Origin of the sequence: Stenotrophomonas sp., from assembly GCF_031995405.1 — a bacterium.
Lineage (GTDB): Bacteria > Pseudomonadota > Gammaproteobacteria > Xanthomonadales > Xanthomonadaceae > Stenotrophomonas.
The window spans coordinates 1-18,321 of the sequence record NZ_DAMAGC010000081.1; the positions used below are offsets into that span (position 1 = coordinate 1).

At 66.6% G+C, this 18,321-nt stretch carries 15 protein-coding genes; 9 read left to right on the forward strand and 6 right to left on the reverse strand.

All coding sequences use genetic code 11. The features are described from left to right. The first annotated feature begins 480 nt into the window (after positions 1–480). Positions 481–2,454 carry a S9 family peptidase gene (locus RTO53_RS13790; protein ID WP_312238326.1) on the forward strand — a complete coding sequence of 658 codons (1,974 nt, stop codon included), beginning with the start codon at positions 481–483 and terminating at the stop codon, positions 2,452–2,454. A gap of 73 nt (positions 2,455–2,527) precedes the next feature. Here the strand turns inward: RTO53_RS13790 and RTO53_RS13795 are convergent, their stop codons facing one another. After that, positions 2,528–4,306, reverse strand: coding sequence for an oligopeptide:H+ symporter (locus RTO53_RS13795; protein WP_312238327.1), 1,779 nt, complete (start codon positions 4,304–4,306; stop codon positions 2,528–2,530). Between the two features lie 251 nt (positions 4,307–4,557). Here RTO53_RS13795 and RTO53_RS13800 point away from each other — a divergent pair, with 251 nt between their 5' ends. The 3 genes from RTO53_RS13800 (at position 4,558) to RTO53_RS13810 (ending at position 10,113) form a co-directional block, all read left to right on the forward strand. Continuing rightward, positions 4,558–6,528 (forward strand): oligopeptide transporter, OPT family, encoded by a 1,971-nt coding sequence (locus RTO53_RS13800; protein WP_312238328.1) that lies wholly within the window; start codon positions 4,558–4,560, stop codon positions 6,526–6,528. A 154-nt stretch (positions 6,529–6,682) separates the two neighbouring features. After that, entirely contained in the window at positions 6,683–8,746 is a 2,064-nt protein-coding gene (locus RTO53_RS13805) for a S9 family peptidase (protein WP_312238329.1), read from the forward strand. 131 nt (positions 8,747–8,877) lie between these two features. After that, the gene (locus RTO53_RS13810) at positions 8,878–10,113 is read left to right on the forward strand and encodes a DUF819 family protein (protein WP_312238330.1); all 1,236 of its coding nucleotides are present in this window, start codon (positions 8,878–8,880) and stop codon (positions 10,111–10,113) included. Between the two features lie 431 nt (positions 10,114–10,544). Here RTO53_RS13810 and RTO53_RS13815 read toward each other — a convergent pair whose 3' ends face one another. Genes RTO53_RS13815 through RTO53_RS13835 form a run of 5 tightly spaced genes read right to left on the reverse strand, consistent with a single transcriptional unit; the run spans position 10,545 to position 13,584 of the window. Further along, the gene (locus RTO53_RS13815; RefSeq protein WP_312238331.1) at positions 10,545–11,030 is read right to left on the reverse strand and encodes a hypothetical protein; all 486 of its coding nucleotides are present in this window, start codon (positions 11,028–11,030) and stop codon (positions 10,545–10,547) included. Between the two features lie 49 nt (positions 11,031–11,079). Beyond that, complete coding sequence (minE, locus tag RTO53_RS13820; RefSeq protein ID WP_017355894.1) at positions 11,080–11,340, reverse strand: cell division topological specificity factor MinE; 261 nt, start codon at positions 11,338–11,340, stop codon at positions 11,080–11,082. Between the two features lie 2 nt (positions 11,341–11,342). Then, a complete protein-coding gene (gene minD / locus RTO53_RS13825; protein ID WP_256776357.1) occupies positions 11,343–12,152 on the reverse strand; it encodes a septum site-determining protein MinD in 810 nt (269 codons plus the stop codon). Between the two features lie 36 nt (positions 12,153–12,188). Further along, the gene (gene minC / locus RTO53_RS13830) at positions 12,189–12,974 is read right to left on the reverse strand and encodes a septum site-determining protein MinC (RefSeq protein WP_312238332.1); all 786 of its coding nucleotides are present in this window, start codon (positions 12,972–12,974) and stop codon (positions 12,189–12,191) included. A gap of 13 nt (positions 12,975–12,987) precedes the next feature. Further along, entirely contained in the window at positions 12,988–13,584 is a 597-nt protein-coding gene (locus RTO53_RS13835; RefSeq protein ID WP_312238333.1) for a GNAT family N-acetyltransferase, read from the reverse strand. A 137-nt stretch (positions 13,585–13,721) separates the two neighbouring features. Here RTO53_RS13835 and RTO53_RS13840 point away from each other — a divergent pair, with 137 nt between their 5' ends. The 5 genes from RTO53_RS13840 to RTO53_RS13860 all read left to right on the forward strand — a co-directional run bounded on the left by RTO53_RS13840 (position 13,722) and on the right by RTO53_RS13860 (position 18,076). Further along, a complete protein-coding gene (locus RTO53_RS13840; RefSeq protein WP_312238334.1) occupies positions 13,722–14,912 on the forward strand; it encodes a histidine kinase in 1,191 nt (396 codons plus the stop codon). 11 nt (positions 14,913–14,923) lie between these two features. After that, complete coding sequence (locus RTO53_RS13845) at positions 14,924–15,565, forward strand: response regulator transcription factor (RefSeq protein ID WP_256776353.1); 642 nt, start codon at positions 14,924–14,926, stop codon at positions 15,563–15,565. 282 nt (positions 15,566–15,847) lie between these two features. Beyond that, positions 15,848–16,927, forward strand: a complete 1,080-nt coding sequence (locus RTO53_RS13850; protein WP_312238335.1) for an SRPBCC family protein — start codon at positions 15,848–15,850, stop codon at positions 16,925–16,927. 101 nt (positions 16,928–17,028) lie between these two features. Continuing rightward, positions 17,029–17,400, forward strand: coding sequence for a DUF423 domain-containing protein (locus RTO53_RS13855; protein WP_312238336.1), 372 nt, complete (start codon positions 17,029–17,031; stop codon positions 17,398–17,400). Position 17,401: 1 nt separating this feature from the next. Then, positions 17,402–18,076 (forward strand): DNA-3-methyladenine glycosylase, encoded by a 675-nt coding sequence (locus RTO53_RS13860; protein WP_312238337.1) that lies wholly within the window; start codon positions 17,402–17,404, stop codon positions 18,074–18,076. The last annotated feature ends 245 nt before the right edge of the window (positions 18,077–18,321 follow it).

Sequence of the window (18,321 nt, forward strand, 5' to 3'; positions counted from 1 at the left end):
CGACGCCCCCGGCCGCGGGGCGGCCTCCTCCTTTATTTCGCCTCCAAGGGCATGGGGACCCAGCGCCCGACCCACCGACAACCGCAAGAAGAGCTTGGCTTCGGCATGTTCCCCGCAAGCCGAGCCCCGTAGCGGCCGGTAGGCTCCTGGGCAAAATAAAGGAGGAGGAGGCCGCTCCGCGGCCGGGGGACACTACGCCAGGAGCCTGCCGGTCGCTACGGGGCCGTCACGCGCGCGACAAACCCGAGCCGAGACAGCATCCGATCCAAGACGGCGTCGGACTACCCCAGCCACACGTATCGCCGTACTCATCTGCGACGCGCCTTCAAGGAGGCTCGCCCTAACGGGAAGAAACACCCTGTTACAAGCGCCACCGAGGAAAGACCCGACAGGCGGGTCCGAACTGCCCCTATGGTCCCGGCATTCAGCTTCCGTCTAGAATCGGCCACCCGGACAGGGTGTCCGGAATCAGGGGCAAGGATGCGCAAGTCAGGCTGGATGGCATTGATCGTGTGTGGCGCGCTGGCGGGGCAGGCCGGTGCAGTGGACCTGGACCGGTATCTCAAGCGCGACGATTTCGCCGATATCAAGATTTCGCCGGATGGCAACTATTTCGCTGCCACGGTGCCGATGGAAGACCGCACCGCGCTGGCGATCCTGCGGCGCTCGGACAGCAAGGTGGTCGGCTCGTTCGTGCCGCCGGCCAAGAACCACGCCAACGACTTCAACTGGGTCAACGACAACCGCGTACTGATCGGGCTGGCTGAAAAAATCGGCGCTCTCGACCGCCCGCGCCTGACCGGCGAGTTGTTCGCGATCAACGCCGATGGCGGACGTGGCGAACTGCTGGTCGGCTACCGCGTGGAAGGCAATGGCCCCGGCACCCGTATCCAGCCCAAGAAGGTCGAAGCGGTGGCGGCGTTCCTGTTCGACGACCTCCCGCAGGATGACCGCAACGTGCTGGTCTCGATCTGGCCCTTCAGCAACGAGCCCTTCACCCGGGTCGACAAACTGGACGTGCAGAGCGGTCGCCGCCAGACCGTGGCGCTGTCGCCGGTGCGCCGTGCCGAGTTCGTCAGCGACGCCAACGGGCAGGTCCGCTTCGCGCATGGTGCCGGCGCCGACAACGTCAACAAGCTCTACTACCGCGAAGGCGTGGGCGACAACTGGAAGCTGGTCAACGACGAGGCGGTCAACGGCCGCATCGAACAGGCGATCGGCTTCTCCGCCGACGGCAAGCTGGCCTACTTCACCTCCGAGCAGGCCAACGGTCCCACCGCCATCATCGCCTGGGATCCGGCGACCGGCACGCGTACGCCGGTGCTGCGCGATCCGAAGGTGGATCCGAGCCGCATCATTCACCGCCCGGGTACCGCGATCCCGGTCGGCGCCCTGTTCCTGGGCGACACGCCGCATACCCGGTTCTTCGATGAGAAATCTGCCGATGCACGCCTCTATCGCAGCCTGGAAGCGGCCTTCGGTGGCGATGCGGTGTTCATCACCTCCAGCACCAAGGACGGCAAGCAGCTGATGATCGAGGCGTGGTCGGGGCAGAATCCCGGCGACTTCTTCATCTTCAACAACGAGACCAAGAAGGCCGACCACGTGATCAGCCGCAGCAGCTGGGTGGATCCGGCCAAGGCCGCCACGGTGCTGCCAGTGGCGGTCAAGGCCCGCGACGGACTGGAGCTCAACGGCTTCCTGACCGTTCCGGCCGGCCGTGCCGGCGCCAGGCTGCCGATGGTAGTGATGCCGCACGGTGGCCCCTTCGGCATCTTCGACGACGGCAGCTACACCACCGAAAGCCAGTTGCTGGCGTCGGCCGGCTATGCCGTGCTGCAGGTCAACTACCGTGGCTCGGGCAACTATGGCCGCGCCTTCCAGGCGGCCGGTGCGAAGCAGTGGGGCGGGGCGATGCAGGACGACCTGACCGACGCGACCCGCTGGGCCATTGCCCAGGGCCATGCCGATCCGTCGCGGATCTGCATCTACGGCGCCAGCTACGGGGCGTATGCCGCGCTGATGGGGGCCGCCAAGGAGGCCGGGCTGTACAAGTGCGCGGCCGGCTACGTCGGCGTATACGACCTACCGATGATGTTCACGGCCGGCGACATCCAGCGCAGTGGCTCCGGTGAAACCTACCTCAAGGACTGGCTGGGCGACCCGCAGAAACTGGCGGCGGTCTCGCCGGTCAACCTGGCCGCGCAGATCAAGGTGCCGGTGTTCCTGGCGGCCGGCGGCGAAGACGAACGCGCTCCGATCCGGCACACCAAGCGCATGGAAGAGGCGTTGAAGAAAGCCGGGGTGCCGGTGGAGTCGCTGTATTACCCCACCGAAGGCCACGGCTTCTACACCGATGCGCACCGTCGCGAGTATTACGCCAAGCTGCTGGCCTTCCTGTCGCGCAGCCTCGGCGGGGAAACCGCCAATGCAGCGGCCGCCGCACAGCCCTGATCATCGCTGGCGCGTAAAACGACAACGGCACCGCGAGGTGCCGTTGTCGTTTCGGTGGGCGGCGCCGGTGGGCTTACTTCACCCCGTGCATCATCTTCTTCAGCAGCGGCGAGCAGGCCAGCGCGACCGCCGCGCAGCCCAGCCCGATCCACATCAGCAGCCAGAACAGATGTTCGTAACTGGCGGCGGCGCTGGCGATGTTCATCGTCTGGCCTTCCGGCACCTCGATCGCGGCGAGTTTGCCGAACAGCGCGGCCAGGGTTTCGGAGAAGGCCGTGGCCAGGAACCAGGTGCCCATCATCAGGCTCACCACGCGCGGCGCGGCCAGCTGGGTGACCGCCGACAGGCCCACCGGTGACAGGCACATCTCGCCGATCTCCAGGATCAGGTAGGCCAGCACCAGCCACCACACGCTGGCCATCTGCCCGGTTGCCCCCACCTGCTGGGCGGCCAGTGCCAGCGGCACGAACGACAGCGCGGCGAAGATCAGCCCGATCGAGGACTTGATCGGCTTGGACGGGTCCAGGCGGCGGCGGTCCAGCCACGCCCACAGGATGGCGAACAACGGTGCCAGCACGACCAGGAACAGGCCGCCCAGGTAGGTCAGCGAACCGGCGGTCTGCGGGATCACCAGGCAGTCGCGGATCAGCATCACCAGCATCAGCGCGACGATGGCGATGAACAGGTTGCGCGGCGCGGTCGAGCCGGGGCTGCGCTCGGACAGCCGTGCAGCCACCACGAAGCCCAGCGGGGCCAGCAGCAGCGAGGCGATCGACCACGGCAACGGCGTGCCGCCCTGGATCACCAGCGACGGCACCAAGTCCTTGGTCAGCAGGCGATCGGTGAAGGTCACCCACGACCCGTAGGTCTGCTCGTACAGGGTGAAGAACACCAGCGCCATGAAGATCAGCGCCATCAGCGCGATCATCTGCTGGCGCTGCACCGGCGTGCAGCGGGTGCCGGTGAACCAGGCAAACCACACCAGCACGCCACCGAGCACCACGATCATCAGCATCAGCGCCAGGCTGATTTCGCCGCCAAGCGCGAACGCGCCATTGGCCGCGGCCCACATCAGGGCAGCCACCGGGATTACTCCAAGCACGGCCAGCGCGTAGATCAGCCACTCGCGGCGGATGCCCAGCACGCGCTGGCGCAGGGCCGGCACATCGGTCGGCTCGGCGTGGCCCTGCAGGTACTTCTGGCCCCACAGGAACATGCACAGGCCGATCACCATGCCGATGCCGGCCGCACCGAAACCGTACTTCCAGCCGTAGGCCTCGCCGAGGAAACCGCATACCAGCGAGGCGAACAGCGCGCCCAGGTTGATGCCGGCATAGAACAGCGAGAAGCCGGAGTCGCGGCGCGGATCGTTCTCCGGATACAGCTTGCCGACGATGGTGGAGATGTTGGGCTTGAGGAAGCCCACGCCCATGATGATCAGGGCCAGCGACAGATAGGTGATGCCCAGTGCGGCGTCATCGCGCACGATCTGCCCGTCGATGCGGGTGGCCGCGTGGCCCTCGAAGGCCATGCCCATATGCCCCAGCACCAGCAGCACGCCGCCGAACACCACCGCCTTGCGCATGCCCAGCCAGCGGTCGGCCAGCAAACCGCCGAAGACCGGGATGCAGTACACCAGGCCGCCGTAGGCGCCGAGCAGGTCCAGCCCGGCCTTGTCGCCGAACAGGTGGTACTTGGTGAGGTACAGCAGCAGCAGCGCCTTCATGCCATAGAACGAGAACCGCTCCCACATCTCGGTGAAGAAGCAGACGTAAACGCCCTTGGGGTGGCCGAGGAAGTCGTCGGAGCGGGTGGCAACGGTGTCGGGGGCGGGCAGGGCGGCTGCGGTCATCAGGGCGGCAGGGGCGGACAGCGGGGCTGCGAGTATAGGCCCGGTGCCCGGGCGACGACGGTGCCGCTGGTGGTGGCTCGGCCCTATGGCGCCGTCGTGCCGCGCTTTGCCGATCCCGGCGGCTGCGTCCTGCCCGGGGCAGCCGGGGCGACCGATGCCCCTGCATCACCGCGGGTGCAGCACCTCCCGCACTGGACTTGCCCGGACATGAACGCTAGCGTGGACCAGATTTTTTGCCAGCAGGGGCTTCCATGAACAACGACGCTGCGCCACGCCAGCTCACTTTCCGCGCGGTGGTGCTTGCCATCGTGCTGGCAGTGATTCTGTCGGCCGCCAACGCCTACCTGGGTCTGTTCGCAGGCCTGACCATCGCCACCGCGATTCCCGCCGCCGTCATCTCCATGGGCGTGCTGCGCCTGCTCGGTGGTGGCACCATCCTTGAAAACAACATCGTCCAGACCGGCGCCTCGGCCGGCTCGTCGATCGCCGCCGGTGTGATCTTCACCATTCCCGCGCTGGTGATCATGGGGTACTGGCCGGACTTCAAGTACTGGTGGGTGCTCGGCATCGCCGGCCTGGGTGGTCTGCTCGGCGTGCTGTTCTCGGTGCCGCTGCGTCGTTCGATGATCGTCGAAGATCCGTTGCCCTTCCCCGAAGGCAAGGCCGCGGCGGAAGTGCTCAAGGCCGGTGAAAATCCGGGCCCGGGCCTGAAGATCCTGGCCGTGTCGGCGGTGATCGGTGCCTTCGTGAAGCTGGCCGCCGAGAGCGGCCTGCGCCTGATCCCCGATGCGTGGGCCACCTCGGCCTACGTGGGCAGCTCGAAGGTCACTGCCTTCATCGGCACCAACCTGTCCCCGGCGCTGCTGGGCGTGGGCTACATCGTCGGCCTGAATGTCGGCATCGTGGTGGTGTCCGGCTCGATCCTGACCTGGCATATCGCCATTCCGCTGTATCAGTCGTTCTTCATGCACACCGATCCGGCGCTGGCCGCGTCGATCGCCACGGCCACCTCGACCGAGGCGGCATTCGCCATCTGGGGCGCGAAAATGCGTTATCTGGGCGTCGGCGCGATGCTGATCGGCGGCGTCTGGACGCTGATTTCGCTGCGCAAGTCGCTGCTCAATGGCGTCAAGAGTGGCTTTGCCGCGGCCCGCAAGAGCGGTGGCCCGGCACTGGCACACACCGAGCGCGACCTGCCGATGAAGTGGATGCTGGTGGCCCTGGTGGTGTTCACCCTGCCGCTGCTGGCGTTGTACCAGGCCATCGTGGGCCAGTGGCATGTGTCGATCCCGATGACCCTCATCATGATCGTCGCCGGCTTCCTGTTCGTGTCGGTGTCGGCCTACCTGGCCGGCCTGATCGGCTCCTCCAACAACCCGGTGTCGGGCATCACCATCTCCACCATCCTGTTCGCCTCGGCGGTGCTGGTGCTGCTGCTGGGCAAGGACGGCCTGACCCCGGTCGGCGTGGGCGGTGCACCGCTGGGTGCGGTAGCCGCGATCATGATCGGCGCGGTGGTGTGCTGTGCGGCCGCGGTGGGCGGTGACAACCTGCAGGATCTCAAGGCCGGTTACATCGTTGGCGCCACCCCGTGGAAGCAGCAGCTGATGCTGGGCATCGGGGCGTTCTCGTGCGCGCTGATCATGGCCCCGGTGCTGAACCTGCTGGCCACCGCCTACGGCATCGGCGTCAAGTCCGAACTGCATCCCAATGCGCTGGCCGCGCCGCAGGCCAACCTCATGGCCTCGGTGGCCAAGGGGCTGTTCGGTGGCGAGCTGCCGTGGACCTTCATCGGCATCGGCGCGGTGGTCGGCGCGGCGATCATCGCCTTCGACAGCTGGCTGAAGTCGCGCAACGCGCGTTTCCGCGTGCCGGTGCTGGCCGCGGCGATCGGTATCTACCTGCCGCTGGAACTGATGGTGCCGATCTTCCTGGGCGGCCTGATTGCCTACCTGGTCGAGCGCTTCCACAAGATCCGTGGCGACGATGAAGAAGGCCGCGACCGCGTGCACAAGCCGGGCGTGCTGTTCGCTGCCGGCCTGATCACCGGTGAAGCCCTGATGGGCATCGCCATCGCGATCCCGATCGTGATCAGCAGCCGCGCCGATGTGCTGGCGCTGCCGTTCCACCTGCCGGGCGCGCAGTGGATCGGTCTGGCGGTGCTGTTCCTGGTGGGGTGGCTGATCTACCGCACCGGCAAGCGCGCGGTGGGGTCGGTTTAAGAAAGCGCGACCCCGATCCGCGTCATGACGAACCCCGCCTCGGCGGGGTTTGTCGTTTCTGCCCTCGGCCGATCCGCCGGCATGACCGATGGCCTTTGCGTGGGCGGCCCCTCCGGCCCTACCATCGGCGTTTTGCCGTCCTGCGGAGAACCCGATGAAATTTCGTTACGCCCTGCTGCCGTTGTGCCTGCTGACGGCGATGCCCTCGCTGGCGGCCACGCGTGGCCTGGATGTGCGCGACATGATCGCGCTGGATCGGGTCTCCAGCCCGCTGCTCACCGCCGATGGCGGCAACGTCATCTTCGCCAAGCGCGTGGTCGGCAGTGACAGCAAGGCCAGCACCGGCCTGTTCATCCGCAACCTACGCACCCGCGACCTGGCCCCGCCCAAGCCGCTCACCCCGGCTAGCTGGAACGTCAACTCGGCAGCGTTGTCGGCCGACGGCGGCACCGTGTACTTCCTCAGCGCCAAGGGCGGCAGCCAGCAGCTGTATTCGCAGCCGGTCGCCGGCGGCACCCCGCGCCAGCTGACCGACTTCCCGGTGGACGTGGACAGCTTCCACGTGTCCCCGCAGGGCGACCGCGTGGTCTTCAGCAGCGGCGTGTTCCAGGCCTGCGGCTCGGACCTGGCCTGCACCACGAAGAAGCTGGACGCGCACAAGGCGCGCAAGAACACCGGTGAAGTCTTCGACAACCTCTTCGTGCGCCATTGGGACACCTGGGCCGACGGCCGCCGCAACACGCTGTTCGTGGCCCCGCTGCCGACCGCCAAGGCCGCTGCGGTGAAGGGCGCCTCGGCGATCAGCGCCACTCTGGACGGCGACGCGCCGTCCAAGCCGTTCGGCGGCAACGACGACTTCGCCTGGGCACCGGACGGCAAGAGCGTGGTCGCCTCCATCCGCGTGGCCGGCAAGCAGGAGCCGTGGTCGACCAACTTCGATCTTTACCAGCTCGACGTGGACGGCAAGCAGGCCCCGGTCAACCTGACCGCGTCCAACCCGGCCTGGGACGCCGGCCCGGTGTTCAGCGCCGACGGCAAGACCCTGTACTACCGCGCGATGAAGCGCCCGGGCTTCGAGGCGGACCGCTTCGGCGTGATGGCGCTGGACCTGGCCTCGGGCAAGGCCCGCGAGATCGCCCCCAAGTGGGACCGCTCGGCCGGTGAAATCGTGCTGGCCGCCGACGGCGGCAGTTTCTACACCGGTGCCGATGACCTGGGCGAACACCGCCTGTTCAACATCGACATCGCCACCGGCAAGGCCACGGTCGTCGCCGAAGGCGGCAGCATCGGTTCGCCGGTGATCGCCGGCACCACCCTGGCGTACACGAAGAACAGCCTCAAGAGCGGTGACCAGATCGTGGTGGCCGCCGCCGATGGCAGCAGCCCGCGCGAGATCACCCCGAGCGCCTCGCAGATGCTGCCCGACGTGGCCTTCGGCGATTACGAGCAGTTCCAGTTCAAGGGCTGGAACAACGACACCGTGCACGGCTACGTGGTCAAGCCGTACAACTACCAAGAAGGCAAGACCTACCCGGTTGCGTTCCTGATCCACGGCGGCCCGCAGGGCAGCTTCGGCAATGGCTGGAGCTACCGCTGGAACCCGCAGACCTACGCTGGCCAGGGCTACGCGGTGGTGATGATCGACTTCCACGGTTCCACCGGCTACGGCCAGGAATTCACCGACGCGATCAGCCAGCACTGGGGCGACCGCCCGCTGGAAGACCTGCAGAAGGGCTGGGCCGCGGCGCAGAAGCAGTACCCGTTCCTCAACGGCGACAAGGCCTGCGCGCTGGGCGCCAGCTACGGCGGCTTCATGATCAACTGGATCGCCGGCAACTGGAACGAGCCGTGGAAGTGCCTGGTCAACCATGACGGCGTGTTCGACCAGCGCATGATGGGCTATGCCACCGAAGAGCTGTGGTTCACCGAGTGGGAGCAGGGCGGTACGCCGTTCCAGAAGGCGGCCAACTTCGAGAAGTTCAACCCGGTCAACCACGTGGCCAACTGGAAGAAGCCGATCCTGGTGATCCATGGCCAGCTCGACTTCCGCATCCCGGTCGAACAGGGTCTGGCCGCGTTCACTGCCGCGCAGCGCCAGGGCATCGAGTCCAAGTTCCTGTACTTCCCCGATGAAAACCACTGGGTGCTCAAGCCGCAGAACAGCGTGCAGTGGCATGACACCGTCAACGGCTGGTTGAAGCAGCACATCGGCGAATAAGCCCGATGCAGGCGCCGCCCCCCAGGGGCGGCGCTTTGCCCGCGGTTGCGCCGTGGCATGCCCGGCGGTTTCTTGCGTCTCCCTTTTCCAGCCGCAGCCGTGCATGGCTCGGCTCTACCCTGAGCGTCCGCATGCCTTCCGCTCCCGTGATCCAGAACGACATCGTCGTCTTCGGCCTGATCGCCGCCACCCTCGGTGCCGTGTTCTGGACCGCCTCGCGCGAGCAGGGCCTGTGGAAGAGCTTCTACAGCGTCGTGCCGGCGCTGCTGCTGTGCTACCTGCTTCCGGGCATCTACAACACCGTCGGCCTGATCGACGGGCAGAACACCCATCTGTACAACCCGGTCGCGCGCGACATCCTGCTGCCGGCCGCGCTGGTGCTGCTGACCCTGGCGGTGGACATCAAGGGCATCCTGCGCCTGGGCCCGAAGCTGATCGTGATGTACCTGGGCGCGTCTTTCAGCATCATGCTCGGCGCGGTGGTGGCCTTCCAGGTGATGAAGTGGCTGCACCCGGCCACCGTGGCCGGCGACACCTGGGCCGGCATGGCGGCACTGGCCGGCAGCTGGATCGGTGGCGGTGCCAACATGCTGGCCATGCGCGAGGTGTTCGACGTCAACGCGACCACCTTCGGCCAGTTCGCGGTGGTCGATGTGGGCGTGGGCTATGTGTGGATGGCGGCGCTGATCTTCCTGGCTGGCCGCGCGGCGAAGATCGACGCACGCAGTGGTGCCGATACCTCGGGCATCGACGCACTCAAGCTGCGCATCGAGAAATTCCGCAGCGAACACGAACGCGTGGCCAGCCTCACCGACCTGATGCTGATCGTGGCGGTGGCCTTCGGTACGGTCGGCCTGTCGCACGCGATCGCCGGGCCGGTCTCGGCGTGGTTCAAGGGCCATGTCGGCTGGGCCTCGCAGTTCAGCCTGGATGCGCCGTTCGTGTGGGTAGTGGTGATCTCCACCACCTGCGGTCTGGCGCTCAGTTTCACCCGTGCGCGCAACCTGGAGGGCGCCGGCGCGTCCAAGCTGGGCTCGCTGTTGCTGTACTTCCTGATCGCCTGCATCGGCATGCAGATGGACCTGCTGGCACTGCTGGATCGGCCGTGGCTGTTCCTGCTGGGCCTGATCTGGATCGCGGTGCATATCGTGCTGCTGTGGGCCTTGGCGCGGGTGCTGAAGGTACCGTTCTTCTATTTCGCCATCGGTTCGCAGTCCAACATCGGGGGGCCGGCGTCTGCGCCCGTGGTCGCGGCCGCGTTCCATCCCTCGCTGGCCCCGGTGGGGGTGTTGCTGGGCACGATGGGGTATGCAACCGGGACCTATCTGGCCTACATCGTCGGGATCACGCTGCGCGCAATGGCGTAGATCCACGCCACGCGTGGATACCGCGCGCAGCGCGGTGCGTCAGCGTTCATGACGCCAGAACGAAGAGCATCCACGCATGGCGTGGATCTACGTGGCACCGCGCGCCGCATTCGAAATGCAGCGCCGACGGGGCACCGATTCAAATTCCGCCACCACGTAACAATCCCGTAGATCCACGCCATGCGTGGATACCGCGCGCAGCGCGGCGCGTCAGGCGTTCATGACGCCAGAACGAAGAGCACCCACGCATGGCGTGGATCAACGTGGCACCACGCGCCGCATTCGAAATGCAGCGCCAACGGGGCACCGAACCAAATTCCGCCACCACGTAACAATCCAGTAGATCCACGCCACGCGTGGATACCGCGCGCAGCGCGGCGCATCAGGCGTTCATGACGCCAGAACGGAGAGCATCCACGCATGGCGTGGATCTACGTGGCAAGCAACCCGCGCTCGATCAACCAGGCACGCGCATCTTCCGCATCCTGCTCGAACCACGCACGCGTGGACCCCAGCCGATACGTATACCCCCACGCATCCATGTCCTGCATCAACCGATCACTACCCACGCCCGGCAACTGCCCGGCCAGCACGATCTGCAGGTAGCAGGTGGCGTCTTCCTCGGGCACCGAATCGGTTGCATCGGTATGCACCAGCGCACGCCGCTCCGGCGGCAGCACGATCAGGTGGCAGGCCTCGTGCAGCATCGAATGCACGGGCGTGTCATCGCGCACGTACACGTCGCTGCCGATGATCCCCGCCTCCGGCTCGCCCCAGTAACTGCCCGGAATCGGCGCAGCCGCGTCCACCCGGTGCAGGCGCAGCGCGTGCGCCGCAAGCAGGGCAACCGCATCGTCGAAACGGATATCACCGACCCGCGTCACCTGCGGCTCGGCCTCGATCACAGCATCGTTCATCGTGGTCATGTCACGCGCCCCGGCCCGTACGGGAAGGGGCGCTATCGCATCAAGGCTGCTGCGGGCCTTCCGGCAAGGCGACGGAAATGTCGAGCACATCGTGCTCCCCGTCCTTCACCAGATCCACCTTCACCGCATCGGCGTCGATGTTCACGTACTTCTTGATCACTTCCAGCAGCTCGCGCTGCAACAGCGGCAGGTAATCGGGGCCACCGCGATGGCTGCGTTCCTGCGCGATGATGATCTGCAGACGGTTCTTCGCCGTTTCGGCAGTGGTCTTCTTCCGGTTCAGGAAATCGAACAGTCCCATGCTTACCCTCCGAACAGCTTGCTGAAGAAGCCTTTCTTCTCCACGGTGGTGAAGCGCATCGGACGCTCTTCGCCAAGAATGCGGCCGACCGCATCTTCATAGGCCTGGCCCGCCGCCGATTCGGGGTCCAGGATCACCGGCTCGCCCTTGTTGGACGCATTGAGCACGTCGCCCGACTCGGGCACCACGCCAATGGCCTTCAGGCCCAGCACTTCTTCCACGTCGGTGATGCTCAGCATCTCGCCACTTTCCACCCGTGCCGGGCTGTAGCGCGTGAGCAGCAGGAACGCCGGCACGTCCTGGCCCGACTCGGCCTTGTGCGTCTTCGAGTCGAGCAGGCCGATGATGCGGTCCGAGTCGCGTACCGAGGACACTTCCGGATTCACCACCACCACCGCACGGTCGGCGTAGTACATCGCCAGGAATGCACCCTTCTCGATGCCGGCCGGCGAGTCGCAGATGATGTAATCAAAGCCGTCCGCGGCCAGGTCCTTGAGCACCTTGCCCACGCCTTCCTGGGTCAGCGCATCCTTGTCGCGCGTCTGCGATGCCGCCAGCACGTACAGGTTGTCAAAGCGCTTGTCCTTGATCAGCGACTGCTTCAGCGTCGCCTCACCGTGCACGACGTTGACGAAGTCGTACACCACGCGGCGCTCGCAGCCCATGATCAGGTCGAGGTTGCGCAGGCCGACGTCGAAGTCGATCACCGCCACCTTCTTGCCGCGCCGTGCCAGGCCGCACGCCAGGCTGGCGCTGCTGGTGGTCTTGCCCACGCCGCCCTTGCCGGAAGTGACTACGATGATTTCAGCCAAAGGACTTCTCCTGATTCATTTTGTGTGGGCGCCGGATCAGTCCAGCGCCGCGATCTTGATCTGGTCCTGTTCCAGCCACACCTGCACGGCCTTGCCGCGCAGGGTGTCCGGGACATCGTCCAGTACCTTGTAATGGCCGGCGATTGCGACCAGTTCAGCATGGAATTCACGGCAGAAGATACGCGCCGTGGTGTTGCCTTGGGCACCTGCCAGGGCACGGCCCCGCAGCGTACCGTAGATGTGGATGCTGCCGTCGGCGATCACCTCGGCACCGGCGCCGACGGTCGCCATCACCGTGAGGTCGCAGTTTTCCGCGTACAGCTGCTGGCCCGAGCGCACGTTGCTGGTCTGCATGCGACCAGGCTGCGGTGCCTTGCCCGGATCGACCACGGCCGGTGCCGGCGCGGCCGCGCGTGCACGGCGGGCCGGTTCCGGGGCCGGCGCGGGGGCCGGCGGCGGTGGCGGGGCGGCCTGAACCGCTTCCAGGTCGGCGCGTTCGTACTGCGCACGGAACTTGGCCAGCAGCGGCAGGCCCAGCTGCTGCGAGAGTTTTTCGGTTTCGGTGGTGCCGTAGGCCAGCGCAACGGGCAGCACGCCGGCGCCGCGCAAGCCGTCCAGCAGGGCCTGGGCGGTGGCCACATCGGGAATCTGGCTCAGCCCGCCAAAATCCAGGATCACCGCGGCCCGCCCGAACAGCTTGGGCGCACGTGCCACGCGGTCGTGCATCTCACGGGTGAGGCGTTCCACATCCAGGGTGCGGATGCGCAGGTTGGCGATGCCGACCTGGCCGATCTTCAGTTCACCGGCCTGTTCAAAATCCATGTTCGCCGCCACCTCAGGTCCCCGTCGGTCGATGCGCGCGCAGCGGCTCGCGACGATGGCCCACCCAGGGCACGTCCGGCAGCTGGTCGCCGTAGGTGTCGTGCACCCACTGGTAACTGCACAGGTCCTTGAGCAGCATGCTGGCACGCACGTCCACGTGCTCCATGGTGTTCTGCCCGACCTCGCGGAAGCCGAAGCTGCCATGGAACAGCAGCGCCGCATCGGCGCCATGGTCCAGGAACACTTCGCAGGTCAGCTGCGGGTAGCGCAGCTCGGCGTAGCTCTGCGCATCGGCATAGAACGCACGGCCGACACCGCCGCCACGACGGCGGCTGGCGACCACGATGCGGTCGATATAGAAGAATTTGCTGTCCAGCTGCTGCTGGAACCAGGCGAAGTTGCTGCTGTCGTGCTGGCTGTCGCTGCCGAAGCCGATCAGGAAGCCGGCCAGGTTGCCGTCGCGCTCGGCGACGCGGAAATATTCAGCGGTTTCGTAGAACAGGCGCAGGCGGGCGGCATCCAGCGGCAGGATGGCCAGACCGGCGTTGTTGTTCAGGGCCAGGACGGAATCGAGCTCGTGCTCGCGCACGTCGCGGATGACAATCGACATTGTGACTCCGTGGGGTAACGCGGTTGGCCCATCAAGGGGCCCTCGTCGGATTATTGCACGGGTGACCGGCCCCGGCGAATCGGGGGCCATGACTTATGTGGGAGTGCAGGGGCGCAGGTTCAGCCTAAGATGCGTCCATGCTGGGATACCTGAGCCAAACCCGAGTACTGCGACTGGCCGGCCTGTTCACCTGGGTCATGGTCGGCCTGCCGGTGGTCTATTCCCAGTACGAATCGCTGCTGCGCCACCGCGGCGACGGCCTGGACAGCTGGGCGGTATGGCTGTTCACCGCCTACCTGGCCTTCGGTGCATGCTACTTCTGGCTGACCCGCGGCCTGCGCGATGGCGGCGGGCATTCGGCCTGGTACGACCGGGTGGTGCTGCTGCTGCTCACCACCTCGGCGCTGGGGGTGAGCTACCTGAGCGGATCGGGCCTGGGCAGCATCCTGATGATGGTGGCCGCCGGGGTCATTCCGTGGATGCTGCAGGTGCGCGGCGGGGTGCTCTGGCTGCTGCTGAGCCAGCTGGCGGTGCTGCCGGTGTACTACCTGATCCTGCGCATGCCGTTGTTCGAGGCGCTGATGCAGTCGCTGCTGTACGGCGGCTTCTCCATGTTCATCTTCGTGACCAGCCTGGTCGCGCGACAGCAGACCGATGCCCGTGAAGAACAGCGTCGGCTCAACACCGAGCTGCGCGCCACCCGCGTGCTGCTGGCCGAGAGCGCCCGGGTCAACGAGCGCACCCGCATCTCGCGCGAACTGCACGATCTGCTGGGGCACCATCTCACCGCGCTCAGCCTGAACCTGGAAGTGGCCGGCCACCTCACCGAGGGCCAGGCCCAGGAGCATGTGCACCAGGCCCACACCCTGGCCAAGCTGCTGCTCACCGACGTGCGCGAGGCGGTCAGCCAGATCCGCGACAGCGGCGCCATCGACCTGGCCGCCGCGCTGCGCCCGCTCACCGAGCAGGTGCCCTCGCTGGACATCCATCTGGACATCGCCGAGCCGCTGAACGTCGAAGACCCCGAGCGCGCCCACGTGCTGCTGCGCTGCACCCAGGAAATCATCACCAACGCGGTCCGCCACGCCAATGCGCGCAACCTGTGGATCCAGGTCCGGCGGGAAAGCGCGGGGGAAGTGGTGATCCAGGCGCATGATGACGGGGTGGGCGCCGACGGCATCGTGGTCGGCAACGGCCTGCGCGGCATGCGTGAACGGCTGTACCAGTGCGGCGGTGAGCTGCAGATTGAAACCCGCCGGGGTCAGGGCTTCCGCCTGCGCGCCTCGGTTCCCGGTGCGCCCGTGCTGCTGCTGGCCACCGTTCCTTGAGGAGTGCGTTGATGATTCGCGTCTGTCTGGTCGACGACCAAACCCTGGTGCGGCAGGGAATCCGCTCGCTGCTGGCGCTGGACGCCGGCATCGAGGTGGTGGCCGAGGCCGCCGACGGCCGCCAGGCGGTCGAGGTGGTGCCGCAGGTGCGCCCGGACGTGGTCCTGATGGACATGCGCATGCCGGTGATGTCCGGGCTGGAAGCGCTGCAGATGCTGTCCAAGCTGGGGCAGCTGCCGCCGACCATCATCCTGACCACCTTCGACGACGACCAGCTGGTGTTGGCCGGGCTCAAGGCCGGTGCCAAGGGCTACCTGCTCAAGGACGTGACCCTGGACCAGCTGGTCGGGGCGATCCGGACCGTGGCCGACGGAGGCTCGCTGGTGCAGCCGGCGGTGACCCAGCGCCTGCTGTCCGGGCTGGAGCACATGCGCAACGAGTTCGTCAGCCTGGACCGGCCCGACCCGCTGACCGATCGCGAGACCGAGATCCTGCGCCTGATGGCCAGCGGCTTCTCCAACAAGGAGATCGCCAACTCGCTGGGCGTGGCCGAGGGCACGATCAAGAACCACGTGTCCAACATCCTGTCCAAGCTGGGCGTGCGCGACCGGACCCGCGCGGTGCTGAAGGCCTTCGAGCTTCAGCTGGTCTGAACAGGCACGCAGGCCGCGGTCGTGGCCTGCGTCGCAGCCCTTGTGCGACAAGGGTTGCGGCAGGCTCAGGGCAGTCATCGGCCGAATCCGGCAAAGAAATATTGCGCATCCGCTACGTGCTGACGCGCGTGATGCGTTATCTTTCCGCTCCTTGTCTATGCAAAACCGCTGCCGGCATGGATACCGGTGCGCCAATCCTGATCTACATACCCGCGAAGCCTGCTAGGATTGGCGCTTCGCTTCAATCAACCCGGCCGTGGGATCGGCCCCGGAGACTCCTGAATGACCCGTATTATCGAGTTCCTGATCGCCTTGGGGATCGTGGCTGGCCTGTTCGTCATCATTGGCGTATGTCTGCCGGGCGAGCGCCATATTTCCGAAAGCATCGAGACCAACCGCAAGATGACGATCGTGTACGACACGGTCAACAGCCTGCGCCGCTTCAAGGACTGGAACCCGCTCTTGCTGCGCGATCCCGCCGTTGAACTGAAGCTGTCCGGCCCCGCGGCCGGCGTTGGTGCCCGCCTGGACTACGTCTCCAAGGATAATTCCCTGGGCGAAGGCAGCTGGGAGATCACCGGTTCTGAGAAGAACAAGCTGGTGTCGATCAACATCGAGGATGCCACCAAGGGCCACGACAAGAAGACCAGCTTCACCCTCGAGCCGACCGGCAAGGGTGGCCGCAACGTCAAGATCACCCAGGACTACAGCGTCAAGTACGGCTTCAACCTGATGGGCCGTTACGCGGGCCTGTACGTCAGCCGTCACATCGGTGACGACCTGAAGCTGGGTCTGTCGCGCATGGCCAACATGCTGGCCACCGTGCCGAACATCGACTACCGCACCGCCGAAGCCCCGCTGACCGATCTGGCCATCGTGGACGTCCCGGCCGAGGACCTGCTGATCGTCACCGCCGGTAACGTGGATCGCGGCCAGGAGACCATCACCAAGTCCATCAAGGACAACCAGGAGTGGATCAAGCGCGTGATGGAGGCCAACAACCTCGAAGCCGCCGGTCCGTTCCGCATCATCACCACCGATTTCGGTGCTGAGAAGTACGCCTTCGACGTGGCCCAGCCGGTCAAGAAGAAGGGTGCTGAAGGTGCGTCCGCCGAAGCCCTGACCGTCAAGATCGACGGTGGTGCGCCGGTCAAGTATGTGCACGTTGCTCCGCACCGTTCGGCCCACGCGGCCTACACCGGCCACATGGCTGGCCTGGACATCGCCCGCAACGCCCTGCGTGCGTGGTCGGTGACCAACGGCAACGAAGTGATCGATCGTCCGTACGAGTCCTGGAAGGACGGCGTGGACAAGTCGTTCACGCCGGAAGGCACGTACGACATCTACTGGGCCGTCAAGTAAACCGACGGTTGCCGTGATGTAACGCACGACGAAAAACGCGCCGCTCCCTGCGGCGCGTTTTTTTTTGCTCCCGACCCGGAGCGCCCTGGAAGGATGCACGCATGCTCAACCTGGAACGACGCGCTCGCAAACCCTCGCTGCTGGCCTGCCTCGGTGGCCTGTTGGCGGCCACGGCGGTGGGCCTGTCGGCCTACGCTTCGCACGGCATCGCCGATCCGCTGGCACAGTCGCACGTCAACACCGCCGCGCTGTATGCCTTCGGGCACGGCCTGGCGCTGGCGGTCCTCGGCCCCACCCAGCAGAACAGCGTGGGCAAGCTGGCGCTGTACGTGCTGCTGCTGGGCACGCTGCTGTTCTCGGGCAGCCTGGTGGGTGGCGCGCTGTGGCAGCTGAGCACGCAGCTGGCCCCCATTGGCGGCACCGCGCTCATGCTGGGCTGGCTGGTGTACGGCCTGAACGCGCTGCGCCGCTGACATGCCGCGCTTCCGCCGCGGCTTCGATGTGCAGCAGGCGCACGACTGGCTGAGCCGGCGTGACCGTCGGCTGGGCGCGTGGATGAAAAAGCTCGGACCGATCGACGCGCCCCCGGGCTGGTCGAAATCCTTCGATCCGGTCGATGCGCTGGCCCGCGCGATCCTGTTCCAGCAGCTCAGCGGCAAGGCCGCCTCCACGATCGTGGGGCGGGTGGAAGTGGCCATCGGCAGCGCGCGCCTGCACGCCGATACGCTCGGTCGCATCGACGACGCCGCGCTGCGGGTGTGCGGGGTATCGGGCAACAAGGCGCTGGCGCTGCGCGACCTGGCCCGGCGTGAGGCGGCCGGCGAGGTCCCGGACCTGCGCCGGATGTCGGTGATGGACCACGACGCGATCATCGACGCGCTGGTGCCGATCCGCGGCATCGGCCGCTGGACAGTGGAGATGATGCTGATGTTCCGCCTCGGCCGGCCGGACATCCTGCCGATCGACGACCTCGGCATCCGCAAGGGCGCCCAGCGCGTGGACAAGGCCGAGACCATGCCCATGCCGAAGGAACTGCTGGCGCGCGGCGAAAAGTGGGGTCCGTACCGGACCTATGCCAGCCTGTACCTGTGGCGGATCGCCGACTTCACCGTCGATCCGAAGGCCACGACCAACCGCTCCCAGACGTAAAACATCCGGTAGAGCCGCGCCATGCTCGGCTGCACGCAGAGCCCGGCAGAGCCGAGCCATGCCCGGCTGCACGCAGAGCCCGGCAGAGCCGAGCCATGCTCGGCTGCACGCAGAGCCCGGCAGAGCCGAGCCATGCCCGGCTGCACGCAGAGCCCGGTAGAGCCGAGCCATGCTCGGCTGCACGCAGAGCCCCGGTAGAGCCGAGCCATGCTCGGCTGCACGCAGAGCCCCGGTAGAGCCGAGCC

Coding starts and splice junctions, on each gene's coding strand:
- minC (WP_312238332.1), bottom strand. CDS start 12,974: ATGGATTTTGAACAGGCCGGTGAACTGAAGATCGGCCAGGTCGGCATC.
- RTO53_RS13795 (WP_312238327.1), bottom strand. CDS start 4,306: ATGACCGCAGCCGCCCTGCCCGCCCCCGACACCGTTGCCACCCGCTCC.
- RTO53_RS13855 (WP_312238336.1), top strand. CDS start 17,029: ATGCTCAACCTGGAACGACGCGCTCGCAAACCCTCGCTGCTGGCCTGC.
- minE (WP_017355894.1), bottom strand. CDS start 11,340: ATGGGACTGTTCGATTTCCTGAACCGGAAGAAGACCACTGCCGAAACG.
- RTO53_RS13805 (WP_312238329.1), top strand. CDS start 6,683: ATGAAATTTCGTTACGCCCTGCTGCCGTTGTGCCTGCTGACGGCGATG.
- RTO53_RS13860 (WP_312238337.1), top strand. CDS start 17,402: ATGCCGCGCTTCCGCCGCGGCTTCGATGTGCAGCAGGCGCACGACTGG.
- RTO53_RS13840 (WP_312238334.1), top strand. CDS start 13,722: ATGCTGGGATACCTGAGCCAAACCCGAGTACTGCGACTGGCCGGCCTG.
- RTO53_RS13850 (WP_312238335.1), top strand. CDS start 15,848: ATGACCCGTATTATCGAGTTCCTGATCGCCTTGGGGATCGTGGCTGGC.
- RTO53_RS13790 (WP_312238326.1), top strand. CDS start 481: ATGCGCAAGTCAGGCTGGATGGCATTGATCGTGTGTGGCGCGCTGGCG.
- RTO53_RS13810 (WP_312238330.1), top strand. CDS start 8,878: ATGCCTTCCGCTCCCGTGATCCAGAACGACATCGTCGTCTTCGGCCTG.
- RTO53_RS13815 (WP_312238331.1), bottom strand. CDS start 11,030: ATGAACGATGCTGTGATCGAGGCCGAGCCGCAGGTGACGCGGGTCGGT.
- RTO53_RS13845 (WP_256776353.1), top strand. CDS start 14,924: ATGATTCGCGTCTGTCTGGTCGACGACCAAACCCTGGTGCGGCAGGGA.
- RTO53_RS13835 (WP_312238333.1), bottom strand. CDS start 13,584: ATGTCGATTGTCATCCGCGACGTGCGCGAGCACGAGCTCGATTCCGTC.
- RTO53_RS13800 (WP_312238328.1), top strand. CDS start 4,558: ATGAACAACGACGCTGCGCCACGCCAGCTCACTTTCCGCGCGGTGGTG.